At 50.4% G+C, this 18,477-nt stretch carries 13 protein-coding genes; 9 read left to right on the forward strand and 4 right to left on the reverse strand.

Features of this window, described 5'->3' with window-relative positions; genetic code table 11:
* The first annotated feature begins 44 nt into the window (after positions 1-44).
* Positions 45-1,055, forward strand: coding sequence for a nucleoside hydrolase (locus tag NDI45_RS00125; protein ID WP_348245712.1), 1,011 nt, complete (start codon positions 45-47; stop codon positions 1,053-1,055).
* Between the two features lie 250 nt (positions 1,056-1,305).
* Positions 1,306-2,160 carry an S-formylglutathione hydrolase gene (gene fghA, locus NDI45_RS00130; RefSeq protein WP_348245713.1) on the forward strand — a complete coding sequence of 285 codons (855 nt, stop codon included), beginning with the start codon at positions 1,306-1,308 and terminating at the stop codon, positions 2,158-2,160.
* 168 nt (positions 2,161-2,328) lie between these two features.
* Here fghA and NDI45_RS00135 read toward each other — a convergent pair whose 3' ends face one another.
* On the reverse strand, positions 2,329-3,015 hold the full coding sequence (locus NDI45_RS00135; protein ID WP_190791720.1) for a response regulator transcription factor: 687 nt from the start codon (positions 3,013-3,015) through the stop codon (positions 2,329-2,331).
* Positions 3,016-3,119: 104 nt separating this feature from the next.
* Here NDI45_RS00135 and NDI45_RS00140 point away from each other — a divergent pair, with 104 nt between their 5' ends.
* From NDI45_RS00140 to NDI45_RS00150, 3 genes are all read left to right on the forward strand, one after another.
* Positions 3,120-4,553, forward strand: a complete 1,434-nt coding sequence (locus NDI45_RS00140; RefSeq protein ID WP_348245714.1) for an ATP-binding protein — start codon at positions 3,120-3,122, stop codon at positions 4,551-4,553.
* A gap of 484 nt (positions 4,554-5,037) precedes the next feature.
* The gene (locus tag NDI45_RS00145; RefSeq protein WP_348245715.1) at positions 5,038-7,233 is read left to right on the forward strand and encodes a choice-of-anchor Q domain-containing protein; all 2,196 of its coding nucleotides are present in this window, start codon (positions 5,038-5,040) and stop codon (positions 7,231-7,233) included.
* A 376-nt stretch (positions 7,234-7,609) separates the two neighbouring features.
* Positions 7,610-8,557, forward strand: coding sequence for a DUF4432 family protein (locus tag NDI45_RS00150; protein WP_190791723.1), 948 nt, complete (start codon positions 7,610-7,612; stop codon positions 8,555-8,557).
* 632 nt (positions 8,558-9,189) lie between these two features.
* Here NDI45_RS00150 and NDI45_RS00155 read toward each other — a convergent pair.
* Entirely contained in the window at positions 9,190-11,451 is a 2,262-nt protein-coding gene (locus NDI45_RS00155; RefSeq protein ID WP_348245716.1) for a peptidoglycan DD-metalloendopeptidase family protein, read from the reverse strand.
* Positions 11,452-12,986: 1,535 nt separating this feature from the next.
* Between NDI45_RS00155 and NDI45_RS00160 the strand changes: the two genes are divergently transcribed.
* Positions 12,987-13,499 (forward strand): molybdenum cofactor biosynthesis protein MoaE, encoded by a 513-nt coding sequence (locus tag NDI45_RS00160; protein ID WP_190791725.1) that lies wholly within the window; start codon positions 12,987-12,989, stop codon positions 13,497-13,499.
* Positions 13,500-13,602: 103 nt separating this feature from the next.
* On the opposite strand, the gene NDI45_RS00165 is transcribed toward NDI45_RS00160, so the two are convergent.
* On the reverse strand, positions 13,603-13,920 hold the full coding sequence (locus tag NDI45_RS00165) for a hypothetical protein (RefSeq protein ID WP_348245717.1): 318 nt from the start codon (positions 13,918-13,920) through the stop codon (positions 13,603-13,605).
* Between the two features lie 329 nt (positions 13,921-14,249).
* Here NDI45_RS00165 and NDI45_RS00170 point away from each other — a divergent pair, with 329 nt between their 5' ends.
* Both NDI45_RS00170 and rarD read left to right on the forward strand, forming a co-directional pair.
* Positions 14,250-15,374 (forward strand): THUMP domain-containing protein, encoded by a 1,125-nt coding sequence (locus NDI45_RS00170; RefSeq protein ID WP_348245718.1) that lies wholly within the window; start codon positions 14,250-14,252, stop codon positions 15,372-15,374.
* A gap of 187 nt (positions 15,375-15,561) precedes the next feature.
* Positions 15,562-16,512 (forward strand): EamA family transporter RarD, encoded by a 951-nt coding sequence (gene rarD / locus NDI45_RS00175; protein ID WP_348245719.1) that lies wholly within the window; start codon positions 15,562-15,564, stop codon positions 16,510-16,512.
* 258 nt (positions 16,513-16,770) lie between these two features.
* Here rarD and NDI45_RS00180 read toward each other — a convergent pair whose 3' ends face one another.
* The gene (locus NDI45_RS00180; protein ID WP_348245720.1) at positions 16,771-17,292 is read right to left on the reverse strand and encodes a peptidoglycan-binding protein; all 522 of its coding nucleotides are present in this window, start codon (positions 17,290-17,292) and stop codon (positions 16,771-16,773) included.
* Positions 17,293-17,536: 244 nt separating this feature from the next.
* Between NDI45_RS00180 and NDI45_RS00185 the strand changes: the two genes are divergently transcribed.
* The gene (locus NDI45_RS00185) at positions 17,537-18,442 is read left to right on the forward strand and encodes a DMT family transporter (RefSeq protein ID WP_348245721.1); all 906 of its coding nucleotides are present in this window, start codon (positions 17,537-17,539) and stop codon (positions 18,440-18,442) included.
* Positions 18,443-18,477: the final 35 nt, after the last annotated feature.

The following is an 18,477-nucleotide window of genomic DNA, read 5'->3' on the forward strand; positions in this document are numbered from 1 at the left end:
GCTTTTGTCCTTGTTTTCATATCTGTTTTTATACGTGACCTGTAATGACTCATTCTCAAAGTATTCCTCAAAAAAGTATTCCTCAAATCATTCTCGACACTGATCCGGGTGGCGATGATACCTTTGCCTTCTTATGGCTACTCAGTCTAGTCAAACGGGGCTTTGCAGATTTGATTGCAGTCACCGCAGCCGATGGTAACGTCGCTGCCCAAAAGACCTTTAGCAACAGCAGCCAAATCCTGAGCTTAGCAGGATTTTCTCAAATCGAAGTCGGTCGAGGAGTGCCTGTGCAAGGGGCGATCGAGGATGCGTCCTCTATTCATGGACATGACGGGATGGGCAACCTATCGGAGACGCTACCCGTAGCCACCCATGCGTTTGAAACCGCCCGCCGCTCCGATGATGTGATTATCGATCGCCTCAACGCCATGCCTGGGGAAGTGACGATCGTAGCGATCGGTCCTTTGACCAATCTTGCTGCCGCCGAAGCCAAACAGCCCGGCATCCTGAAGCAGGCGAAAGAGATCATCGTCATGGGGGGAGCTTTTCTCGCACCGGGCAACGTAACGCCCCACGCCGAATTTAACATCTGGTTCAATGCCGTCGCTGCCCAAACGGTTTTCAACAGTCGCGATGATCTAGTCGTGATGCCGCTCGATGTGACGCAACACCTGATCTTTACTCGTCAGATGGCACAGGCGGTCGTGACCAATTCTTCCCATCGCAGCCCGATCGCTCAGCTCATCAGCCCGCTTTGTGAATTTATGATCGGTACGGCAACAGGCTATTGTGAAACCAGAGGCATTCCCGGATTCCTGGTTCACGATGCAGCCACGATCGGCTATTTGTTCTACCCAGAATCGTTTTTGCTGCAAAGAGCGACGGTAAAAATCGAAACCCAGGGAGAATGGACGATCGGGCAAACGCTGATCGATCGCCGTCACACTGCCAAACCGGGAGCTAATGCGTGGGTTGCGATGCAGGTAAATGCAGAAATGTTTTTCACTAGTTTTCTGCAGGATTTGATTTACCTGATGCTCACGATCACAGCCTAAAACACAGCAACATAAAATACGATCGACACCAGATAATTTTTTCTCTGGGATAATCAACTGACTTCTTTATCAATCCTGCTTAGAGGAGTAGATTTTTTATTTCTGAATCATGCAAGATTGATAAAGTCAAACCTGGGGAACGAGAGGCACGATCTGGGGCACAGTTATGCTTTCAACCATGCTTTCAACAACCTCTCATTTCGATCGGTCTATCCCCGTTGCATGCCCATTTTCTTCTCTTTTCTTCTCTATGAGTGAAGCTCCTCAATTGCTGAATCAAGCTCGCTGCTTTGGCGGAACCATCGAGTTCTATCAGCATCGATCGCAGTCTTGCAATAGCGAAATGCGCTTTTCGATTTACCGCCCGCCTCAGGCAGCTGCAAATCCTGTTCCGGTGCTGTATTTTTTGTCTGGGCTAACCTGCACCGAAGAAAATTTTATGGTGAAAGCCGGGGCACAGCAGTTTGCTGCAAAGCATGGTTTGATGCTGGTCGCGCCGGATACCAGTCCGCGCAATTGTGGAATTCCGGGAGAAGAGGACGACTGGGATTTTGGCACGGGAGCAGGGTTTTACGTCGATGCAACGCAGGAACCCTGGAAACCGCATTATCGAATGTACAGCTATGTCACTCAGGAGCTACCTGACTTACTCGCTGCCCATTTTCCGATTCAGCCCGATCGCCAGGGAATTTTTGGACATTCAATGGGAGGACACGGAGCGTTACTTTGCGCGTTCAAAAATCCCGATCGCTACCGCTCGGTATCTGCGTTTGCGCCGATCGCTGCTCCGATGCAGTGCCCTTGGGGGCAAAAAGCGTTTCGTCACTATCTGGGCGAAGAAACGGAAAGCTGGAAAGCTTACGATGCGAGTGAGCTAATTCTAACTGCCCCCTGGCGACGACCCATCCTGATCGACCAGGGAACTGCCGATAGTTTTCTCGAAAAACAGCTCATGCCCGATCGCTTGGAGCAGGCTTGCGCCCAGGTTGGGCAACCTTTGACGCTGCGGATGCAGGACGGCTACGATCACAGCTATTACTTCATTGCCAGCTTTATCGAAGACCACATTCACCATCACGCCACCGCACTGCAAGCATCGTCTTGAGAAAGTCGACTGCACGCCGCAGCAACCACCAAGCTACAGTTAAAAAAATCGGGGCTGGCTGTCTGCTTCTCGTCGCCGCCCCCGAAGGTGAATCCATATTTGCTCTTACGATAACCCCAGGGTCAGCAGAAATTCGGGCAGAAAACGGGTAGAAATCGGGTAGATAGCTCATGTTCCCCCATCGAGCTGCCTCAAGCGATACCCCAACCCATGCACTGTTTCGATCAAATTTTCTGGCGCACCTGCCGATTTCAGCTTATTTCGCAAACATTTAACGTGCGATTTTACTGTTTCCTCAGCGGGAGGATTTTCCAGCGACCAGATGCGATCGATAATTCCAGTTCGGCTGAGCACCCGGCGACCGCTTGATATCAGCAGTTCCAGTAGTGCGAATTCCTTGGGCGTCAGGGCAATAAGCTGGCGATCGTAAAACACCTCATAGGTGCTGGGGTTGAGCTGAAGACTGCCCCAGATTAACTCCGTTGCCGCCGTCGCATTGCCCCGCCGCAGCAGTGCCCGCACTCGCGCCAGAAGTTCCTGTAAGTCAAACGGCTTGACCACATAATCATCTGCCCCTGCATCCAATCCGGTAATGCGATCGGCGATCGTATCTCGCGCAGTCAGCATCAGCACTGGCAGGGTTAAATGACGATCGCGCAGCCGCCGGCACAGGCGAATACCATCTAGCCTCGGCAGTGTCACATCCAGCACAAGCAAATCATAGGTCAGCGACTCCAGCCAATCCCAGGCAGACTCTCCATCCCGCGCCACATCCACTACATACTGAGCATCAGTCAAAGCCTCCGCTACGACTTCTGCTAGCTGAACATCATCTTCGACCACTAAAATTCGCATCGCCGCCTTCGCTTAATCCGGTTCGCCTCAATCTCTCAACTTATCTCAATCTTAGGCAATTCTGGAGCGATATGCTGAAGAGAAGGTAGGCGAGGAAGGGAAGCGTGGCAGAGCAGATCGGCGATCGAGACGGAACAAAAGTTAACGTGAAACTCTTGCAGAGAAAACGAGCACTGGGAGCAGGTTTCGCTTCTGTGATTGTATTAATGGGATTCACGAACTGGACTTCCTATCAAAACGCCAAGCAGCTCATTGAAAGCACCAATCAATCCAAACAAACCTATGAAGTGATTAAAAGCCTTGCCAATATTTTTTCCACGATGACAGTTGCTGAATCCGGGCGACGCGGTTACGTTTTTCTCAGCGATCACGCTGAATATTTGCGGTATCAAGAAGCAGTTAAAGCAATCGTTCCAAAAATGCAGCTTCTTCAGCAGCAAATTGACACGAACAGTGAGCAAATTGCCCAATTTAACCAGCTTAAACAACTGCTCGATCGCCGCATCATTCTTCTGGAACAATCGATTCAGCTTCATCAGAAACAGCCGAACGATCGCACCACTCAAGCAGAAATTACAGAACAAAGCATTCAGCTTCGGGAGCAAATTGTATTGGTGATGAATCAGATGCAAGCTGAGGAAGAACAGCGTTTGCAGCAGTGGCTCAACCAATCCCAAACTAGCATTCGCAGCCGATATTTAATTGAGTTTTTGATTAGCCTTTCTAGCTTGGCTATCTTTCTTGGGTTTGCCCTGTTGCTCTATTACCAGTATGCCCAGCGGCAGCAAGCAGAAAAGCTGCGATCGACTCTGCTTCAGGAAAAGGAACTCAGCGAGTTAAAGGTGAAATTCTTTTCGATGGTGTCGCATGAGTTTCGCACTCCGCTCAGCGTAATTTTAGGCTCCGCCCAGCTTATGCGTGATAACGAAGCCTCGTGGACAAAAGAACGCCAGCAAAAAAATCTGGAGCGAATCCAATCTTCTGCCAAGCTGATGAAGCAAATGTTGTCCGACATTCTTACCCTGACCAGAGCCGAAGCAGGCAAACTGGAATTTAACCCGCAGCCGATCGATCTAGAAGCATTTTGCCTCAATTTAGTTGAAGAAATTCAGCTCTCAATGCGATCGTCTCATCCTGTTCAAATCATTAGCCAGGGCAGCCAGCGACACGTGCTTTTAGATGAGAAACTGCTGTATTCAATTCTGAGCAATTTGCTTTGCAATGCTATCAAATATTCCAGTTCTACTTCGCTCATTGAACTGCTGCTTGACTGTCAACCCGGACAAACCATTCTCCAAATCAAAGACAATGGATTGGGCATTGCCCCAGCCGATCGATCGCAAATCTTTGAGGCATTTTATCGAGGACAAAACAGCATCAGCGTGAGCGGTAGCGGGCTGGGATTAGCCGTGGTTAAGCAGTGCGTTGATCGGCATCAAGGCAACATTACGATCGACAGTATCGAAGACAAAGGAACTACCTTCACCGTCACCCTTCCCCACGTTGGTGCGCGATCGCCCCACCCCCCAAACGCCTAACCATCTCCCTTCTTCATCCATCCTCATCTTTCCTACAGCCAGCCTAAACACCTTCCACCCCAAACAACCTCATCTCTGCCCATCCCCTCGTGATACATATCACCCCCTCTACTGTGGCTTATCACATCCTCCGGCTCCCATTACCCTCTACAGTGAGTCGGTGTGAAGCAACTGCGGCTCTCCTGTTAAATGAGTGTGAATCTACCACGCCGCAGGCGTTGCCTTTCCGGGCAATCCAAAATTAGGGAAAAAGGGTCAGACTACCAACTTCTACCAGCTCAATTCGTTCACTTTGAGTGAACCTCAGTGTGTTCTGTGCGTGTGAAATAGCAAACAGGTTGAAACGACGAAGCATCCCTGTTGTGTCTGTTATTCATTGCGAGATCACCCGGTGCTGCTGCACCCAGATTTCTACTCTCTGCTTCCGTCGAGAAGCGTGACGATCGCAATCTGCGCGGTGACTCCCACCATTAGAGGAGCTTTCATGTCGAATATCATCACCGTTACCAGCACTGCGAATAGTGGTGCAGGTTCACTGCGGGCAGCGATCGCTGCGGCACCTGCTGGAAGCACGATTCAATTTGCATCCAATCTAGCGGGACAAACGATTACGCTCACAAGCGGACAAATTGAAGTCTCCCCTGGCAAAAACATCACGATCGATGGCAGCACTGCGCCAGGGTTAAAAATCAGTGGCAATAATGCCTCCCGCATATTCTGGGTGAACTCGAACCAAGACTTTCCCACCACCGTTTCCTTCAAAAATCTCAGCCTGATCAACGGTAAAACGAACGATCAGGGCGGTGCGATCAAGGGTGAACACAGGGCAAACATCAGCATCGACAAAGTTAGCTTTCAAAACAACGTTGCCAACAAAGGCGGCGGAGCCATCTACTCAGCCTGGGAAAACAATTTGACCGTCACCAATTCCCAGTTCGATCGCAACCAGGCAACTGCCGGAAATGACGAACGTGGTGCAGGGGCGATCGCCTTTCTCAGCCCGAGGAATTTCATCGTCCGAAACAGCAGTTTCACCAATAACCAGGGTATTAACGGCGGTGCAATCAACAGCCTCAATGGCAAACTGACGATCGAAAATTCGCGCTTTATCAACAACAGTACGCTGGCAGCCAGCTTTGCAGCCGGACAGCAAAATCCGACTTTGCGCGGCTACGGCGGAGCCATCTACACCGATCGCGCCAGCAGCACCAGCGAGGCATCGGGCACGATTCGGATTGTGGGCAGCGTGTTTGAAGGCAACCAAGGCAAGGCAGAAGGCGGCGCAGCCTATCTGTACACCGGAACGCAGGATAACGTCATCATCGATCGCAGTACGTTCAAAGACAACGCAGTGCAGTCCCTTCCACAGGGCAATGGCGGCAACGGCGGCGGCGTGGTGGTGATGAGCAACGGTAACAACCGGGGACTTGTCATCAGCAATAGCTCGTTTGTCAACAACACAGCTTCCAGTCAGGGCGGCGGCTTGTGGATGATGGGCGCACCCGGCACGATTACGAACAGCACCTTCTCCGGCAACAAAACCACCGGAACCGACTACAACCGCGTGGGCGGCGCGATGACGCTGTATAGCAACACGGATATTATCAACACAACGATCGCCAACAACAAAGCAGGTTGGGTCGGGGGTGGCATTTCTGCACCGGATAATGCCCGTGTAACGGTGAAAAACACCATCTTTTCCAATAACACTGCCGACAACGGCACGAACAATTGGGGCATTCAGCAGCACACAAACCGCGTCCTGATTGACAATGGCGGCAATATTCAGTTTCCGCCCAAGCGCACCAACAACTGGAACGACTACAACGCAACTCCAAGCGTTCGACTGGTCGATCCAATGCTGGGATCGCTCCAGAATAACGGCGGCGGGATGCTCACCCACGCCCTACTGGCAGGAAGTCCCGCAATCAATAGCGGCATTGCCGCAGGCGCACCCACGACGGATGGACGCGGCTTTACGCGATCGGATGGACGGATTGACATCGGTGCATTTGAAGCAGGCGCAATGGCTCCAGGAAGCAGTACATCAGCAGTCAGTACATCAGGAGGCGGTACATCAGGGGAAAGCATGCCAGGAGGCGGTACATCAGGAGGCGGTATATCAGGGGAAAGCACATCAGGAAGCAATACCTTCAACGGAACGAGCGGCAACGATACGCTAGTGGGCAATGCCAGCAATAATGTGCTGATTGGCAACCTGGGCGCAGATACCCTCACCGGGGGAACCGGAGCCGATCGCTTTGTTTATGCAGGGGCATCGCAGCAGACAGCTTTCAGCCAGTCCCGTGTTGGCAGCCTCGATCGCATTACGGATTTCACCTTCGCTCAAGGCGATCGACTTCAGCTTGACTACGACAACAACCTGCAAACCGCCCAACTTCCACGCGGCGTGTTCAATGCCGGACGCAAAACGGGTAGCGACCTGACAGCCGCCGCTCAAGCAGCATTCCGCGACAAAAACCAGCTTGTTGGCGGAGACCAGGCATTGCAACCCAATGAAGCCGTCTTTTTCCAATGGGGCACACGCACTTATGTTGCCGCTAATGACGGTGTGGCAAGTTTTAGCAACAACGATCTTGTAGTCAACCTAACGGGAATTCAGATGGCAGGGCAAGATGCGACAGGCGGCAGGTTAACAACTGGCAATTATTTCGCTTGATTCTTGCCTTGAATGGGTTTGAGGGGTGGCTTGAGCAGTATCTCATGATTCAAACATTCTCTGAAATCCGCTCCCTTAATCTCCCGTTTGTGAATCGTTTGGAACCTAAAATTAACAGGTTCGTCCTCTAAACTTTAGGTACAAATCGATCGGTTTGAGGATTGTTTAGCAGATCACACTCATCCTTAAACCATTCACAAACTCATTGCTCAATTTCTCCCGACCACAGGGTTTATCACTTTTATCTACACTCTGCCCGTGACTGAGCGAAGCATCTAAACTCGGCTCAGTAACGGGCTTATCTATCTCTAGTGGGAGTGACAGGAACCTTGAAACAGCGGTATTTGTGGATTAGTCGTGCAAAGGAGAAAATCAGGTGGTCGCGATCGACTCGTCCCAGCTACAGCCCCTTTCTACTCAAGCTTTGATTTTAGAAAATGCAGAAATCAAGCTCGTGATCAGACCCGATTTGGGTGGACGAATTGATCAACTTCAGGATTTACAAACGGGTAAGAAATGGCTTTGGCATCCTGAAGAATACAATGCCAATAAGTCTCGATCGCTGGAAGTTGGAGCTTCCTTTGATCAGAACTGGACTGGCGGCTGGGATGAAGTGTTTCCCAATGACGCAGCAGGGGAATTTCAGGGGCGCAATTTGGTGGATCACGGGGAACTGTGGTCGCAGTCCTGGGAAGTGATCGAATCCACAAAACTGGGCGTGACGATGCGATACGTTTGCCAAACTGTCCCTGTGACCGTCACCAAAAATATTCGCATCAGTGCTTCTAAACCGAAAGCAGCGATCGTCTACACGCTGCAAAATCAGGTCGATGAAACGATTCCGTTTTTGCTAAAGCATCATGCCGCAATTGCGATCGAACCGGGTGACGAAATCATTTTGCCCGATTGCCTGATCGAACCTGTGACGCTCGACTTTAGCCGCATTATCGGTCAGCAACAGCAGACCCGCTTTCCCAAAGCACTCACCGCCGAAGGAACCGAAATCAATATCAAGCAGGTGCCACCCCGCTCTTCCCAACTCCAGGAATTTTTCTACAGTTCTCAATTGGCAGCGGGTCACTGCGGCATTCGCAGCATGAAGTCGAAGTCTGCTTTGGTCATGCGCTTTGACACGGCAGAATTTCCCTATGTCTGGATGTTTCAGAGCTTCGGTGGCTGGCACGATCACTATGTCGTTGTGGTTGAACCTTGCACTACCATGCCTTATGACCTGAATGTTGCCTGCGAAAACGGAACGATCGCCTACCTGCAACCCCAGGAAACCCAAACGCGATCGCTTATGATCACGCTCCAGCGCAGTTAGACTTTCAGAGCTAAAAACAAAGCTAAAGGCGGTTTTGACGATCCCTAATCGAAAACCGTCACAAAGCATAACATGATTTTAACGCGACTCGATCGGCTGGTATTAAATACGCTGCTGATCAAGGTTTTGGAATTATTAGGCGACTAAGTTGAGCGATCGATTTAGTAAAGCAATTAGGGATAAACAAAGAGACAAAGATCAGCGCGAGATACGGTTGTCATCAGTGAATGGCTCTCTGCGAATTGCGAATGATGAATAGCAATGACAGAGACAAATAATAAGGGACAAATAACCCTCTCATCGTCCCTGGTTTAATAAACTTGCGCGAATGCTGGGTATCGTTTCAATCAGAACAGCGATCGCATTGGTTTTTCCGAAGGGAGTTTGAGGAGAATCAGAAAGGCTACATTACCCCCTGAATTCCTAAGGAATGGGGAACTTTGAAATCCTAAAGCAAGCCCGATGTCGAACTTCAAACCGAGATTCCGAACTTTAAACATAAAAAAGAGGAGCAATATTGCTCCCCTTATTGGCTGATATCAAATCCGCTTAAAGACCCTGAAGAAAAAACCAGGTGACGGGTCGGAGAATAGCCAATGAACCGGATTTGAGATGAACGGGATATACCATTACTAACGACTGGGCAGATAAGAAACTGGGTTAACCGTACCTTGTGCAAGATGGACTTCAAAATGAAGGTGCGGACCCGTGCTGTAACCCGTGCTGCCCATCTCACCAATTTGCTGACTCTGCCCAATCCTTTGTCCCGACCGAACCGAAATCCGATTCAGGTGAGCATAGCGAGTCATACTGCCGTCTGCATGGCGAATCTCGATCATGTTGCCGTAGCCGCCCGCATTCCAGCCAGCGAATTCGATCACGCCATCGGCAGCTGCGTAAATCGGGGTTCCGACATCAGCAGCAATATCAATTCCGCGATGCATTCTACCCCAACGCCAGCCATAACCAGAAGTCAGAAGCCCACGAGCAGGCCAGATAAAGCCGTCAAAGACTTCGCGCTGATTGGGCAGGAAGTTGTCTGCTCCGGGCAGCGGCGGCAGATCGGGTGAAACCATCCGTCCAGTTACGGGTCGCAGCAGTGGTTCATAATTTTCTGAGCCTAGCGGAGCGACCGCGACTACTTGCGACTGATTCGTTTCGGGTGCAGGAGCACTACCCCCTACCGCACTTTCATTGCGCCGCTGAAACTGAGGATTGACCGCCATTGAACCTGAGACCGTAGCGGCTGCGATCGTTGCAGGCTCAGCCGGTGCAGTGACAGTCTGAGCTGCCTGCACCTGGGGAGCGCCTGACGGATGCTGATGTTGCTGTCTCAAAGTGCGAATCTCAGCCAGCAAATTTTGCACAAACGGATTTGTCACGTTATCTGCTGCGTTGCTTTGCTGAGCAGGAGTGGCAGGCAGCATCAATTCGCTTCCGGCTGCGGGAGTCGCAGGCGTCGTGCTAATGGGTGCAGCCGCGACCTGCTGAGGCAGCATCAGGGTTGTAGCAGACGGCTCAGAAGCCACAGCAGTCGGAATTGTTGGAACAGTGACGGCTTCAGCAGTCTGACTAGCCTCTATCCCCTGAACTGAGGAAATCTGAACGGGCGCAGCCGGGGTTTCTAACCGAGTTGGGAGCGGAGCCTCTGCTACCGACGGAGCCTTTGCTTCAAAGCTAGATTCTCTAGTAGGAACCTGAGGGCTGGCGGCTTGATTGCCTGGAACCTGCAAGACCTGCCCCACAAAGATGAAATTTGGATTGCTGATGCGATTAGCGGAGATTAATAAGGATTGCGGAACGTTGTACGCCTCAGCAATTTCGGCAACCGTATCCCCAGGACCCACCCGGTAGGCAATTGCCCCCGATTCAGAAGAAAGCTGTGGAATTACCGTTTGCGGAATCGTCGGCTGCGTTACCGGAATCACTGGTGTCCGACGAAGAGCCAGCAGATTTTCGGGTACAGCAGGGGCAGCCGTGACCTGGCTAGTTGGAGTTACCCCGTTTTGGCTGGAGCGAATCCAGTCAGGTTCGGGCAACCGCTCAGGAACGTTTTGCTGAGGAGCGATCGGGGCTGCCGCTTGTGAGACCTGGGGTTGAGAATCGGTTTGAGAATGTGCCTGAGGAACCGATGGAACGCTTGCTGATTCCTGCTCGATTTGGCGTTGGGAAGAACTGCTTTGAGCTGCTGGAGCCAGGTTAGGAGGCAGTTCGGCGATCGGGGCTTGCTGAAGTTTAGCAGGTGCTTCCTGAGAAGGCCCGACGCTCTGCTCGGCATTCTGCTCCGGGCGTAGCTCTAACAACTTACTTTGGAGCTGTTCACGCTGAACACGAAGGCGGCTGAGTGCCTGCTCCCGATCCAATTGAAGCGAATCAATGGCTGCCTTCTCACTTGCCGCACTATCCACGCTTGGCGAGGAGCTTGCTGGCGTCAGTTGGACATCTGACTGTACCGGAATCTTGAGTAGCTGTCCAACCTGGAGACCAGCACGAGTCGAAAGCTTATTTGCCTTCGCGATCGCCGCAACGGTCACTTGATACTCCCTGGCAATACCGATCAGCGTCTCGCCTGCAGCCACTTTGTGCTGAACTTCGGCAGCAGCGGTGTCTAAATTAGACGCTTCGGTCGCAGATGGACCAGTCGGCGCCGCTTGAGAAACCGGAGAAACACTGGCTTCTGTCCCGGCTGATTCTGCTGCTGCCGCACCATCACTTTGGCGGGGTATCACAAGACCCGTTGCACCCATCGAGAGGGCTAATCCGACCATGGCAGCAGAAGTGCGTGCCCGACGACGAACTCCCCTGGAACCTTGTTCCGTCTGACCTATTGCATTATCAACTGAACCAGAGGAGCTAACATTAGGCTTGACCTTCCGCAGATATGCTCGCTTCAAAAGAACGACCTCCTGTTGAGCAGCGTTTAAACTATCCTTCAGACCTTGTGGTCTTGCTTCGATATACCCAAATCAAATGCCCTGAAGTAGATGATCGATATCAAACAAGATTGAGACTTGGATCACCGACGAGGGACAGATGACTAGGTAAGATTACCCTGCTTTTTTGACTTAGACAAGCTTACATCAGATGAAAAAAATTTCAAGTGTTCATCGATCAAAAATGAAATGTTTATAAAAAACTCTTGCCTCATCAACGCTTAGCCCTATCACGATTGCTTGCTGTAACCGAGTTATTTCAGTCTTTGCAGGGGGTGATAGAAATCTTACCGGCATAGTCTATCCTACATCTGCGCGAATGGCATCAAAGAATCTGCTCTCATAGAGATCTTTATTTTGTCTGAAACAGGGCTTGCCATTACCAAGATGTTTTTCTACAGTTGATGGTCAGTCTTAGAATACCCTATGGGCGAGCTTTTTCAGGCTCAGGCGATCGATTAGAAGTGAGTTGGGCAATTATTTGATATTGCTCAACCCTCAGTTAGAAAAAAAATATTGCTGCTGGCAAAAAGTGCCCCAGAGCCTCTGAATTCGTAGGCTACAGACCCGATCCGGGGATAATACGAAACGAAAAGTTTGGCAGGGATTGGCAGAAGTTGTAGCGAGTTTAACAGCTTTTCTCGTTTTGCCAAATTATTCCGTGAGTTATATAAATTTCTTATAAAAGAGGTGTTGCTCTTCCCGGTAATAAGGCTATAAGGTTTTTAGCGCAGCAGTGTTGCTTGTGGCAGCAGTGATGAAGAGAATCTCTAGCTAATGCATTACAGCGAAACTGGGAATAAACAGCGTTTTTTTGTATTTTTGCCTAAATTTCCCCTGCGATTTCCAGGAACAAATTAGACAGATGAAATAGAGGTTGCTGACGAACAGGACACGATAAACAAACACTCATCCGCCTCTCCAACAGCCCCTCTATTCTGGAATAAATCAGAATTCCCCTGCAACTCCTAATTCTTTCAATCAAAAGTGACGCTTAGATAGAAATTTCAAATAATAGAAGGTAGCTTTCAATACAAAAAAATCGATTGCAATGAAATCTGCTGCGCGAATGCCTGCTCCCACCCTCAATTCTTCTCCATTACGGAACAGTAGAGGAACTTTGAGCGTGGCTCTCCTTTGCTCCTCAAGGAAAACCCTGGGAGAAAAGGCTGGGAAATGGGGGAGTTTAATTCATGCAGGCGCATTGTGCAAATGCAAAATCAGCTCTAAACGCTTTAGAAAAACTCATTAGGCAAATGAACTAAGCCTGATTTCGTAGCCGAACCGCATTTTGCCCCTAATCTTTCCTCCTGCTCCTTATTATCTTTGTGCTGTCCTCTGGGTTGCTCCCTGTGCTGTCGTTGCATCACCAAAGCTCTTTTACCCTTCCTACCTAACCTAAGGGGATGCCCCAGATGGCGTGCCAGCCTGATCCAGTGCCAGCCCGATCCAGTGTTAGCCTGATACAGTGGTAGAGAAACCCCTTATCTGCTGTCATGACCCTGGTGCAAAGCAGTTCCCCCTTCGGAGCCGTTTCCCCGCTACGTCCACCCACCTACTTGGGGGATAGTTTCGCGATTACTTATGCTTCGTTGTCTTTAGAAGAGGTTTATCGGCTTGCCGATGACCCGGCAAATGGGGCAGTAGTACTTATGAGCGGCATGGTACGAGACAATACCGAAGGTCGGGCAGTAGTCGCGCTGGAGTATCAGGCATACGAGCCGATGGCGATCGAGATTTTCAAGCAAATCGCCCACCAAATCCGCCAGAGCTGGACAGACGTAACCCATGTAGTGATTCATCACCGAGTCGGACGCTTGACGATCGGCGAAATTAGCGTCTTAGTGGCTGTGGGCTGCCCGCACCGCACCGAAGCATTTGAGGCGTGTAAATATGCGATCGACACATTAAAGCACAACGCCCCCATCTGGAAAAAGGAACACTGGGAAGACGGCTCCACGAGTTGGGTCAGCATTGGCGCTTGTGAGCCGTCTGGAGAGGGGTGCTGACCCGTTGATTAGTTCTGCAAGAATGACAGCGCGAAAATGACAATACGAAAATAACACTGCGAAAGATTTACGAGTCTTGCAATCTGAATAGAGCAATTACAAACTAATCGTCGTCATCATCGTCATCGTCGTCATTCCGGTGACGACTTCTTCTGTCCTCCTCGTCATCGTCATTGTCTCTACGACTTCTTCTATCCCCATCGTAGTCTTCGTCATTATCGCGTTGACTTCTTCTGCTTTGATTGTCCTCGTCATCGCTGTCTTCGTTGTCGTCGCGTCGATTTCTTCTGTTTTCGTCGTAATCTTCCTCGGAATATTCATCGTCACTACGACGACCTCTTTTCCTATCCTCGTCTTCCTCTTGTCTTGCTCCCGGTACAGCATTCCTTAGCGCATCATTAATTTTGTCGAAGTTAAACATTGATTTTCTCCCAATGAAGGCTTGATTGTCGCTTCAAACCAAAACCCTATGAACTGCGATCGTCCAAAAACGCGCTGTAGCATTTACGAGATCTGAACGATACAGTTGATCATTACCCGCTGCTCGATCGAGCAGTGAGTAACCGAGAGTATAGTCAAACCGTCGGTGGTGGTACTTCAACCTTAAGTGCGATGTTAAGCAGCAACCTTTTTGGTTTCTGAAGAATTGCAGCGATGGAACGCTAGTGTAAGTTTAATCCGGGTGCGTCATTATAGGAGCAGGGCATTTCCTACGAGGGGCGTGCGATAGACGTTGGTGAATCAGCCTGTATGAATCAGTATTTTGCAACGGTGGCGCGGGGTTTGGAATCGCTTGCTACACAGGAATTAGAGCAGCTAGGGGCCCATTCGGTGGAGCCTAAGTTTTGTGGGGCTGCCTTTGAGGGCGATCGTGCCTTGCTGTATCGGGTTAATCTTTGGGCGAGGCTGCCGTTTCGGATTCTGATGAAGCTACGGGAGTTTCCCTGTCAAAATGCCGAAGATCTTTATCAAGGAATTCAGAAAATTGACTGGTCTGTTTATCTCACGCCTGATTTAACGCTAGCCGTCACCGCAACGGGTAAAACAACTCAGCTCAACCACACCCACTTCACTGCGCTTCAGGTAAAAAACGCGATCGTCGATCAGCAGCAAGAGCAGTTTGGCGATCGATCGAATGTGGAGCTGCAAGACCCTGATGTGCGGATTAATGTGCATCTCGATCGCGATTCCTGCACGGTGAGCCTGGACAGTTCGGGCAACAGTTTGCATCGTCGGGGCTATCGTCCTGCAGTGGGGGCGGCTCCGTTAAAGGAATCGTTGGCAGCGGCGTTGATTCAGCTTTCGGGCTGGCAGCCGGAGCAGATGTTTTATGATCCGCTTTGTGGGTCTGGTACGTTGCCGCTAGAAGCCTGTCTTAAATCGCTCAACATTGCGCCTGGGCTCTTTCGGGAGCGGTTTGGGTTTGAGACCTGGCCCGACTTTGACTTGGATTTATTAGAAAGCCTGATTAAGGATGCGGAGTCAAGTCAACGTGAGAAAGTAGCTGCGCCGATTTGGGGAAGCGATCGGGATGAAACGGTGATCGAACAGGCGATGGTTAATGCCGGAAACTGCGGTGTCTCAGATCAGGTCTGGTTTTCGCGGATGGATTTGTCTGAGGTGGAGCCTCCGACCGATAGCGGGGTATTGTTTTGCAATCCGCCCTACGGGGAGCGATTGGGCAGAGATAGTGACCTGGGAGCCTTTTATCGTCAGCTTGGCGACGTTTTGAAGCAGCGGTTTAAAGGCTGGACAGCGTTTGTTTTGAGCGGCAATAAGGAGCTGGCGCAGTCGATCGGGCTAAAGTCAAGCCAGCGATTTGCAGTTTATAACGGGACTTTGCCCTGTCAGTTGATGAAGTATGAGCTGTACTAGGGTGAGTTAGCTGCTTTAGATCCCCCTAGCCCCCTTTTAACAAAAACGAGATGAGGGAATGCAGGGGGAGCGAACCGGGTTCTGGCTACGCTTCTCAGAGTCTTTAGAGCCTGTCTTCGTGATCGGGGTCTCTCTTCTGACACACCGCTTACTTTCGCCCGGATCGCTATCATGGGTAAGGTCATTTTTGGACATCGCTGTTTTGGCTCGATCGAATCCTGCTGCTCTCTCGTCTGGTTCCGTTTACGCGATTTTGGCGTATGCGTCCTGGGGACTGCTGCCGATCTACTGGAAACTGTTTGGCTCTACGCCGCCTGTTGAGGTGTTAAGCCATCGCATTGTTTGGTCGATGCTGTTTTTAACGGGGGTTTTGCTGCTGCAACAGCGGCGATCGGAACTGCGACAGCTCTGGCAAACGCCAAAGTCGATCGTGCTTTTGCTGACAACGGCAATGCTGCTGTCGTTTAACTGGGGGCTTTATATCTACGGGGTAAACACCGATCGGGTCGTCGAAACCAGCCTTGGCTATTTTATTAATCCCCTGGTGAGTGTGTCGCTGGGATTTCTCTTTCTAAAAGAGCGGCTGCACCGGGGACAGAAACTGGCGGTGCTGCTAGCAGCGATCGGGGTGGCATATTTTATCTGGCAGTTTGGTCAGGTTCCCTGGATTGCCCTGCTGCTGGCGTTGTCTTTTGCGTTTTATGGGCTGCTGCGAAAGATTGTTCCGGTTGCGCCGATGGTCGGGTTAGCGGTCGAAACGCTTTTGGTCACGCCTGTTGCGCTGCTGATCATTGGCTGGGAGTCGTTTACCGGAGTGAGTCATCTGGGCAGCGATCAGCTGATTACGCTGCTGTTTATCGGCTCTGGGGTTATGACTTCAATGCCGCTGCTGTGGTTTAACAATGCTGCTAAACGATTGCGGCTTTCCACACTGGGATTTTTTCAATATCTCGCGCCCTCGCTTCAGCTGCTTTTAGGTGTTTTTCTGTATCGAGAACCCTTTACCCAGACTCATGCCATTACCTTTAGCTGTATCTGGACGGCGATCGCGCTTTATCTCTACAGCTCTACAGAAAAAGGCGTTACAGGAAAAGCAGGCACTCGCTTAACGCCAGACCCAGCAGCGAAAAAACCATAACGGAAAAAATGAGGTAGTCAACGATGGAACTGTGATTTGTTTGCAGCATGATGGTTTGTGTGATTCATCGTGCTTTTAAGCTAAATCCTCATCGTTCTCGATCGCCTCTCTCAGAAGTGAAAAAGCCATTCTCGATCGTATCTTCCTGATTAGCGAGCTGGAATTGCTAATTTTGTGAATTCGCCACCGATTGAAGTAGGTCGATCGAGTGATTCTATCGGATTTGGTTGGGCAGGATTGAACGCTGCTAACGCGAAACTAAGTTGGCTTGCGGAATCGATTGAGCAAAAAAGGATTACTCATTTTGGTAGGTTCTTTGCGTCCTTGCAGCAGTGTCCACATGACCCCCGTTACGATGCCATCGTTTTTGAGATTATGCCGCTGCTGAAACTGAATTACGGCTTCTTGCGTGGCAGCGTCAAAGTGACCAGAGCGATCGACCGCATAGCCGTTGACCTGTAAAAGTCCCTGAAGCTCTGCCACATCTTCGCCTACCAGCCCCTGTTTCAACACACGCGTTCCAGGCTGCACCGTTGACCTCAGCACGTTCCAGGTTTCTCGACCAACAATGCCATCGGTCCGAATGCCTTGTTTTCGCTGAAATGCCTTCACCAGCATCTCGGTTTTCCAGCCAAAGTCTCCATCGACCCGCAGCGAATAGCCGTGCGCCCGCAGCAAATCCTGCATTTCAGCCACAGCCGGACCAACATCCCAGGGATAGAGAACGGGGTTTTGTGAAAATTGAGACGATCGAGGAGAAGCAGAGTATTCAGGAGACATTTTGGGAGCGAGTGAAACGGCTGGCGCAAAATTCTCTACACCACCAGTCTATAACGACCAATTTCTAACGCAACAGCGATTGGACTGTCGCCCTTCAAAGAGGCTTCCTGCTGATTAACAAAATCGAGTTTTAAAAGAATGATTTGAATTCGATCGCAAGAATCGGGTAGAACGCTGCTCCGCCTCTGCTTTAGCCTGAAAACACGCTTTAGCCTGAAAATACAGTTGAAAAGGGAGCGATCGGATGCTGCAAAAACAGATGGGAGTTCGAGAATGGGGTTTGCTCATCACGCTTTCCGTTTTGTGGGGTGGCTCATTTCTATTCATCAAACTTGCGCTCACGGAATTGCCTCCTTTCACGATCGTCTTTAGTCGGGTCAGCTTGGCTGCGATCGTACTCACTTTTTGGGTCTGGATATCTGGTCAACCCCTGCTCCGTTCCCTGCAACAGTGGCAGGAATTTCTGGTGATGGGTGCGTTAAATAATTTGATTCCTTTTAGCTTGATCGCTTGGGGACAAACGCAGATTAACAGCAGCTTGGCCGCCATTTTGAACGCAACCACTCCAATTTTTGCCGTGATTCTAGCTCATTGGCTGACTCAAGACGAACGATTAACCCCCGATCGCTTTGCTGGAACGGTTCTAGGCTTGGGGGGTGTGGTTGTCTTGATGAGTCCTCAGGCATTGTCTCAGTTTAATTTGACCAATCTTGCTCAGTTGGCCATTTTGGGGGCGGCTTGCTCCTACGGATTGGCAGGTATTTACGGCAAGCGGTTTCGATCGCTTTCCCCTCCGGTTGCTGCCGCTGGAATGCTAATTGGCACAAGCGTGATGATGCTGCCTCTGGTTCTGATCATCGATCGCCCCTGGACACTCGCTCCGGATTCGATCGCCGTATTCTCGATTCTGGGATTGTCGCTATTGAGTACGGCACTGGCTTACTTGATTTACTTTCAACTGCTTGCAACCGCTGGATCAACAAATTTATTGCTGGTGACGTTTTTGATTCCGATTAGTGCGTTAGTTTTAGGTGTTTTAGTCTTAAAAGAACAGGTGCAATGGACAGAGGTGATCGGAATGGGGCTAATTTTCCTGGGACTGATTGCCATCGACGGTCGATTTCAGCTCAGGCGACAGCGCTCGGCTTGAGTCAGACCGTTCATCTTCAGTTAAACATTACAACG

The organism is Leptolyngbya sp. GB1-A1, from assembly GCF_039962475.1.
In the GTDB taxonomy this organism is placed as follows: domain Bacteria; phylum Cyanobacteriota; class Cyanobacteriia; order Elainellales; family Elainellaceae; genus Leptolyngbya_A.